Raw genomic sequence first — 7660 nt, forward strand, 5'->3', positions numbered from 1 at the left:
GGCTATTTACCGTGATGACTTGTAGTTGTAACTGTTCAATAAGCAGATGGGTGTTAACCAAGATATAAAAGCTCAGTTTAATAATCATACCAGTAGAATTTTTGTCGCATTTTCTAAACTTAACCCTCAATCTGAGCACATTAGCCTATTGCTCGACAAAGGGCTGCTAATGTTACAAAGGCAAGGTAAGTACAAGCAGCTGCTTCTGCCCTCTAATGATTAACCACAATATAATGAATAACATAAGGTCATAGTGTAATGAGTCACCCTTCTGTGGAGCACAAATACAGCCCTGTTCACTCTTTTTCAGTGCAAATTTATTATGAGGACACCGACTTTTCAGGTGTGGTATATCATCCAAACTTTTTAAAGTATTTCGAACGTGCGCGTGAACATGTCATTGGCGCAGATGTACTCAGCCAACTTTGGCAGCAACAACAATTGGGTTTTGCCGTTTATCGCAGCGACATGTTATGTCATGATGGTGTTGAGTTTGCAGATATTATAGATATACGCACACAATTTTATTTTGAAAGTAAATATCGAACCGTGTGGAAACAAGAAATATGGCGTCCTAATGCTAAAAAGCCTGCAGTAACAGCTACGATTGAAATGGTCTGTATGAACCAGAAGCGTCAACTGGCTCCGATGCCTGCAGAATTAATCGCTTATTTATCAACAGGATTATAGTACTTTACCACTATGGGCATCGCTACACTTAATCTAGCGGAGAGTTAGTTTTCGAATCACCAAAGTGCAAATTATTAATTTGTTGGTAATTAAGTTGTGGATAAAGATGTTCAAACTCACTGGCAGTAAATGGTTTAGCAAAGTAATCACCTTGAATAGTATCTACTCCAAAAAGATTTAAGGTATCTAAGACTGACTTAGATTCAACCCCTTCAACAGTCACTTCAAAACCTAAGTTTTTAGCGAGCTCGATACTCGTTTTAACAATTTGTTTCGCCGCGTCAGAGGTTTCAAATTCATCCAAAAAGGCTTTATCAATTTTCACTTCATCTACAGGTAAATGACGTAAATATGCCAAGGATGAATGACCAGTACCAAAGTCATCTATCGCAAGCTTAACCCCGATATCACGTAATTGATTTAAAGTAACAATCGTTTGATCGAGTGATTTCATTAATACACTTTCAGTAATTTCAATGGTAATGGTTTCAGCAGGAACAAGATATTGGGAAAGTTTTGTGGCGACATCGGCAGCAAGATTGGGATTGTCTAAATCAGTAGATGACAAATTAATAGCAACATTAACGTAAACCCCCATATTTCGCCATTTAGCTTGTTGAGCCAACACGTGATCCAACACCCAACTACTGAGAATATCGATCATTCCGGTCTGTTCTGCTAATGGAATAAATTCATTAGGAGAAATTAACCCCAAGCCTTCGTGTTGCCAACGGATTAACGCTTCTACCTGCTTACATTGGCCACTTTTTATATCTAGTTTTGGTTGAAAGACCATAAACAATTGACCGAGCTTTAACCCTTTAGGCAAGCCATTGATAATCAATAATTCTCGGTATTGTGCTTTATCATCATCTTGGTCGTAAAAAGCAATCTGCTGTTTTAATGCTTTGGTTTTCTTTAACGCTAAATCTAAACGGCGTAGCATCAAACTGACATCTGCATGATGCTCATTTAGCGATAACACTCCGAGCTGAATTTTTATGCTAATAGGCTGTTGCTCAATTTCAAATGGCATCTGTAAATCATTTTTTATCGTGTGCAATTGTTCCATAGTTAACGGTTGCTGAAAAAATAGCAGAAACTCATTACCGTTCATACGCGCAATAAACTGCGCTTTACAGTTAAGGCTCTCTATCCGCTTAGCAAAAGCTTTTAGTAGTTTGTCACCAAATAAAAAACCAAATAAATCATTCACAAAACGAAATTGTCGAATATCCATCATTACTAACATGCCTTCTGAAATAGGCATTTTTGACAACATTTTACGCTTAAAGCCGACACGATTAGCTAATCCAGTTAACTTATCTCGTTCGGTGCTAAATAGGCTTGATTGGTGTAAGTTATGAAGGACATTAATGAGCGGTTTTAACGATTTGGCAGGAGAATCTATGCTAAATGAATCTTGATTGAGTAATTGTAATTCTAACGAGTGAGTCAATTGTTTAATACATCGATACTGACGCCAATGGAGGAAGGCAATGGTGCATAGCACAATCATAAATAACACTATAATTAGTAAGTAATTCATCGAATATTCATCATGTTACAATTTCAATCTTAGGTTATTTAAATATAAAAAAATCGCTTAGATATTAATCATTTGATGTTAACTCATTGACTAATATCTATGAAACAAGCTCAATATATAACTATTCGTAACTTTGCTTAATTGAGTGATACATATCAATAAACTCATCACTCGCAAGATCTTCAGGAGTCACAGGAAGACCTCGCAGGACAAACACGCCTAATCTTTCTTCTAATTCTTCACCAGCACGAAGTTCGCCAGTATAAAATGCCGCTGAACGAATAAAGTCGAGATAAGTCACTTTTTCAGGCATGTAATGTAAATCAGCCCAACGCTCGACCACTTCCATAACCTCTGGAGCAAAGTCCCAAGTTTTTAACACAGCACGACCAATCGGCCCCTGCATTTTACGCACTAAACTACGAAGGTCATCAATTCGGCTAAACAATTCTGGGTGAACTTCTGCTTCGGTTAATACCGGTAATGCACCAATATTATGCACTAACCCTGCAAGGGTAAGTGTATCGCGGTCTAATTTTTTAGTCGGATGACGTTTGTTATACATTTCAAGCATCGCACAAGATGAAGCGGTCACTTCAATAGAGGTTTTCCACACTTCATCCATCACCTCCCACACCATTTCGTTGGTGGAGATAAATAACTGCTCCATGGCAACTGACGTGGTAATAGATTTAATCTGCACTAAACCAATACGATTAACTGCGGCATTGATACTCTCGGCTTTGTTGCCACGAGAATATAAAGCGCTATTAGCCACTTTAATAATACGGGCTGAAATGGCAGCATCTTGACCAATAATATCTGCCACTTGCTTAAGGCTCGAATCTTGGCGAGACACCACTTCTTGAACACGCATGGCCACTTCAGGTAATGTTGGTAAAACTAAAGCATCATCTTTGAGCTTTTTTAATAATCCAACCAAGAGTTGATGTTCCGTAGACATGGGTTCTCCATAAATAAATAGTCTCTAATGCTGGATTATATACCCAAACCGATAACGTTTGCGATTACTCAACTGACGACAACTCAATTATTTATATTTTTCTGTTCTGATTTCCCAGTCATAAATCCCTTCGATGTAATAAAAATACAACCAACCTCACAAATACCAAGGCTATATTTGTCCCCGCTAATATCCTTAAGTAAGCTTCGGCCCTTGAATCACACTATGTTCAATTAGGTCGAAAAACATGTTTAAACCCGAATTATTATCTCCTGCTGGCACGCTTAAAAATATGCGTTACGCCTTTGCTTATGGTGCTGATGCCGTTTACGCTGGTCAACCTCGTTATAGCTTACGAGTTAGAAATAATGATTTCAAAATGGAGACTCTTGCCAGCGGTATTGAAGAGGCTCATGCCTTAGGTAAAAAATTGTATGTGGTGAGTAATATTGCCCCTCACAATGCCAAGCTCAAGACCTATATTAAAGACATGGAGCCGGTGATTGCGATGAAACCCGATGCGGTGATCATGTCAGATCCTGGGCTTATTATGATGGTACGCGAAACATTTCCAGATCAAGTCGTTCACTTATCGGTTCAAGCGAATGCGATTAACTGGGCATCGGTAAAATTCTGGCAACAACAAGGCATCAAGCGAGTCATTTTATCCCGCGAATTATCATTGGATGAAATTGAAGAAATTCGTCAACGTTGTCCCGATATTGAACTAGAAGTATTTGTGCATGGCGCACTTTGCATGGCTTATTCTGGCCGTTGTTTACTGTCTGGTTACATGAATAAACGCGACCCTAACCAAGGGACTTGTACCAATGCATGTCGGTGGAAATACGACGTACATCAAGCAGAGCAAACCGATACAGGCGATATCATCCCTGTTGCCCCAACCGTTCAATTTGAAAACCCAACGCTGGGTTCTGGCCAACCTAGTAGCGACATAGTGCTACTGCAAGAAGCTGGTCGTCCTGGCGAATATATGCCTGCTTTTGAAGACGAACATGGCACTTATATTATGAATTCAAAAGATTTGCGCGCTATTCAACATGTGGACCGCTTGACCAAAATGGGCGTTGATTCATTAAAAATTGAAGGTCGCACTAAGTCCTTTTACTATGTCGCGCGCACGGCACAATTATATCGCCAAGCCATTGAAGATGCCGCTGCTGGCAAAGACTTTGATCGCACGTTGATGAGTAATCTTCAAGGACTTGCGCACCGAGGTTATACCGAAGGATTTTTGCGTCGTCACGTGCATGACGAATATCAAAACTATCAATATGGCCACTCGGTAAGTGATAGCCAGCAATTTGTTGGTGAGTTTACCGGTAAACGAAATACTGAGGGTTTGGCTGAAATAGATGTTAAAAATAAATTTTCCGTCGGCGACAGTGTTGAAATAATGACAACTGAAGGTAATTTTGTTATCACTATTGAATCGTTAATTAATCGCAAAGGCGAATCGATTGACTCTGCTTTAGGCTCAGGCCACTTTGTGTTTCTAGCGCTTCCGGTGGATATAAATATCGACAAAGCCATGTTAATGCGTAATTTACCTGAGGGAATGGATACACGAAACCCTCATCAACCAGCTTAAATTAAGGTTTTTATGGCACTAATCATTGACGATAGCTGTATCAATTGTGATATGTGCGAACCCGAATGTCCTAACGAAGCCATTACTATGGGTGAAGAGGTGTATGAAATCGATCCTTCGTTGTGCACCGAATGTGTTGGCCATTATGACAAGCCAACCTGTATTTCAGTTTGCCCTATAGATTGCATTACCTTAGACCCTGATCACAAAGAGTCTCAAGACGATCTCTTGATCAAATATGCTCGGCTCACCGGCAAGTAGACAGCATAGGTAAATAAACGACATGACTGGCAAAACATTTTAGCTTGGTGGATAAGGTAAATTAGCGGAGTTTTGGCCAATAATATTTTAGTAAAGGCGCAGCTTAGATAACACTTAAAACCCAGTCATATTTAGAAAGCTATTGTATTGGGTTAATTAAAAAGGATGACAAAACTAATTTTGTCATCCTTTTTTGTGAGCTTATTTTATGCACAACGCAATGATTAGAGCAACATCTGATGAGACCAAATAAGTGAGCCTAATTGAATACCTTAAACGAGCTTAAGCCTGAATCGACTCTAAAGTAAGCAACTGGCATTATCTGACATATGTTCTATATCATTTTTGGTGCTTAACATGTTGCTATCTTCAGGTTGTAGTTCAAGCGCTTTTTCGATAGTGTCCATTGCTCGTTGTTTGCAACCCGACAAAGACAAACTATAGGCGTAGTTATTTAAATAGGCGGCCTGTTGCTCAGGTTGTTGCGCGATATAACTTAATCCCTGTTGATACCAAAAAGCGGCCTTTGTGTTATCAATAGCTAAATAATAATTTCCCAGTAAAAAGTAGCTTAGCCAATAGTTTGGCCATTGTCTTATCGCATTTTCAAGTGCGCTGACTGCGGGAGTATGTTGACCAATACTGAGCAAGTCTTGGGCAGCGCTGACATAAATGAAGGGGTCAAAATGCTTACTCTTTGTCTCTGGTGGCACTGCGGCCAACAACCAGTACTGACCTCGCAACCAGGTTCGTTCAAATACTTTGAGTTCCGCAATCCGGTTTTTATCAGTGCCTGAGTGGAGCACTACCTGCTGATTATCGATATCGTAGCCTGTCACCACAGCGTAATGCCACATAGGATACCAAGAGGTTGATAAATTTTGTAAAATAATAACCGGAATATCTTCACTCACAAAAGACAGTAACTGTGCCAGATTGCCTGACTCTGCATAGGCAAGCAGCCCCTGTTGACGTGCCGCTGCAACCATTTCAATTTGCAAACTGCCTTCTAAATCTGGAATAAACAGAGAGGGCGCTATTTGCTGAGGCGTTTTGCTTATCCCGTAAAAATTGAAGACTTCCGCGAGGGTTGTAGGACCACAGAAATAGTCCTCTTGAGGATAAAAAGGTACCTCAGGGATTTGATATCTAGCCGAAATGTCGGGCGGGTTGTCTAATAGAATAGCTGTCTGGGGAGGAGCCGATAGACAGCCGCTGAGAAATAAACAAAAGCCAGTAATACAAATGGCTTTTGTGAATATACTGATGCGACTCATATTTTATAATACGATTTAGTTTATCGGTCTAATAAAAGAAAATACATCAGTAACACCTACCAAATCGAGTACAACTAACACCACTAATACAGTAACAACAACCCCGACTACGCCACCAGCAGCTGCAGGCATATCATTCATCTGGGTATTTAATTGATTGATTTCCTGATCGGTCATACTGGCAATACGCATTTCAGCATCCGCCAAACTAACACCAAGTGCTACCAGTTTGTTTTGTACTTCAACGTTATCAAGCATTGAAATAACTTGTTGTTTATTATATATGTTTTGTTGTTGAACAATAACCTGTTCCGAAGACACTATGCCAGCGTGGGCGGTTGAAATACAAGTCAAATAAGTTAACATTACGGCGGCGACTACAAGAACTTTTTTCATTGGATTGCCTTTGATTTAGCGAATGTAAATTTCTGATAGAGAGTAGAGTTAATGTTGAGTAATAACAAGCTATATCGAAATTAAGCCTATCTGGTGACTAAAATGATCACACAGCAGCAGCTTTTACAAAGTCATCGCTAAAATCCCTCAACTCTTTATCAGGACACTGAGGAGGGAATTTAATCCTTAGCTTTTTAACACTGGTAACATGTAATTAAATCACATTGTCGAGATTAACAAACGACAGCAGCTTTTCGTGTTGCTCATTGATCCTATTGCCACCATTAATGTTATGACTCATTTAATGTTACTAGTAACTTTACCCCTCGCATGTTTGCCAACAAATGCCAATTAATGTCATTAATCATTGGAGTAATATCGCTATCAATTGTGATGAGGCGAGCTAGATGCTATAGGTGAAGATGTGTATAAAATCGCCCCAGTGTTGGGCATACTATGTGTTGGTCATTATGACAAGCCGACTAGCGAGTCTGTTTATCATATCGATTGTATAGAACTCGATCCGATAATATTAAAATCACAAGATGCGCTATTAACAAAATGGCCGCTATCACAGACAAAGTGTAACGTCTTGAATGAGCTGCAAAGAGCTAACATCTAGTGTCTTATACCTAGTACCTTACACCTAGCACCTGTAAAAACGGCGCTTAATGCGTAATGCCGTTCACTTAAGGTGAATGGCATTTTTTCTTTTTGCGACCGGATAACCATTTTTACTCACTTTTAAGCAGCGCGGGTAACTTCTTTCTCGCTTTCCCTCCAACTTAAATTGCCTCGCATTCCTTTCTATATCCAAAATCAGTTTCGGCACATTTCCTGGTGCGTATAACGGCATATTAGTCAGTTTGTTGATGATATGAGAAGAAGCATCTCTAAAACTGAGTTGATTT

The 7660-nt window shown here is 39.6% G+C and carries 7 protein-coding genes and 1 pseudogene; 3 read left to right on the top strand and 5 right to left on the bottom strand.

From position 1 onward, the window contains the following. Positions 1 to 258: 258 nt before the first annotated feature. Positions 259 to 690: an acyl-CoA thioesterase gene (locus H5202_RS15950; protein ID WP_182772951.1), complete on the top strand. Its 432-nt coding sequence runs from the start codon at positions 259 to 261 to the stop codon at positions 688 to 690. A gap of 28 nt (positions 691 to 718) precedes the next feature. On the opposite strand, the gene H5202_RS15955 is transcribed toward H5202_RS15950, so the two are convergent. Beyond that, positions 719 to 2239, bottom strand: coding sequence for a putative bifunctional diguanylate cyclase/phosphodiesterase (locus H5202_RS15955; RefSeq protein ID WP_182772952.1), 1521 nt, complete (start codon positions 2237 to 2239; stop codon positions 719 to 721). Positions 2240 to 2360: 121 nt separating this feature from the next. Continuing rightward, a complete protein-coding gene (locus H5202_RS15960; RefSeq protein ID WP_101085693.1) occupies positions 2361 to 3203 on the bottom strand; it encodes an HDOD domain-containing protein in 843 nt (280 codons plus the stop codon). 247 nt (positions 3204 to 3450) lie between these two features. Between H5202_RS15960 and trhP the strand changes: the two genes are divergently transcribed. Beyond that, complete coding sequence (gene trhP, locus H5202_RS15965) at positions 3451 to 4815, top strand: prephenate-dependent tRNA uridine(34) hydroxylase TrhP (protein ID WP_123777154.1); 1365 nt, start codon at positions 3451 to 3453, stop codon at positions 4813 to 4815. Positions 4816 to 4827: 12 nt separating this feature from the next. Further along, positions 4828 to 5076, top strand: a complete 249-nt coding sequence (locus tag H5202_RS15970; RefSeq protein WP_182772953.1) for a YfhL family 4Fe-4S dicluster ferredoxin — start codon at positions 4828 to 4830, stop codon at positions 5074 to 5076. Positions 5077 to 5375: 299 nt separating this feature from the next. Here H5202_RS15970 and H5202_RS15975 read toward each other — a convergent pair whose 3' ends face one another. The 3 genes and pseudogenes from H5202_RS15975 to H5202_RS15985 all read right to left on the bottom strand — a co-directional run. Next, complete coding sequence (locus H5202_RS15975) at positions 5376 to 6353, bottom strand: PA2778 family cysteine peptidase (protein ID WP_182772954.1); 978 nt, start codon at positions 6351 to 6353, stop codon at positions 5376 to 5378. A gap of 15 nt (positions 6354 to 6368) precedes the next feature. Next, the gene (locus tag H5202_RS15980) at positions 6369 to 6749 is read right to left on the bottom strand and encodes a PA2779 family protein (protein ID WP_182772955.1); all 381 of its coding nucleotides are present in this window, start codon (positions 6747 to 6749) and stop codon (positions 6369 to 6371) included. A gap of 685 nt (positions 6750 to 7434) precedes the next feature. Next, positions 7435 to 7660 (bottom strand): annotated as a pseudogene (locus tag H5202_RS15985) (IS4 family transposase); the annotation flags it as partial.

It is taken from the genome of Shewanella sp. SG41-4 (assembly GCF_014164505.1).
Classification (GTDB): domain Bacteria; phylum Pseudomonadota; class Gammaproteobacteria; order Enterobacterales; family Shewanellaceae; genus Shewanella.

Coding starts and splice junctions, on each gene's coding strand:
- H5202_RS15955 (WP_182772952.1), bottom strand. CDS start 2,239: ATGAATTACTTACTAATTATAGTGTTATTTATGATTGTGCTATGCACC.
- trhP (WP_123777154.1), top strand. CDS start 3,451: ATGTTTAAACCCGAATTATTATCTCCTGCTGGCACGCTTAAAAATATG.
- H5202_RS15960 (WP_101085693.1), bottom strand. CDS start 3,203: ATGTCTACGGAACATCAACTCTTGGTTGGATTATTAAAAAAGCTCAAA.
- H5202_RS15950 (WP_182772951.1), top strand. CDS start 259: ATGAGTCACCCTTCTGTGGAGCACAAATACAGCCCTGTTCACTCTTTT.
- H5202_RS15975 (WP_182772954.1), bottom strand. CDS start 6,353: ATGAGTCGCATCAGTATATTCACAAAAGCCATTTGTATTACTGGCTTT.
- H5202_RS15970 (WP_182772953.1), top strand. CDS start 4,828: ATGGCACTAATCATTGACGATAGCTGTATCAATTGTGATATGTGCGAA.
- H5202_RS15980 (WP_182772955.1), bottom strand. CDS start 6,749: ATGAAAAAAGTTCTTGTAGTCGCCGCCGTAATGTTAACTTATTTGACT.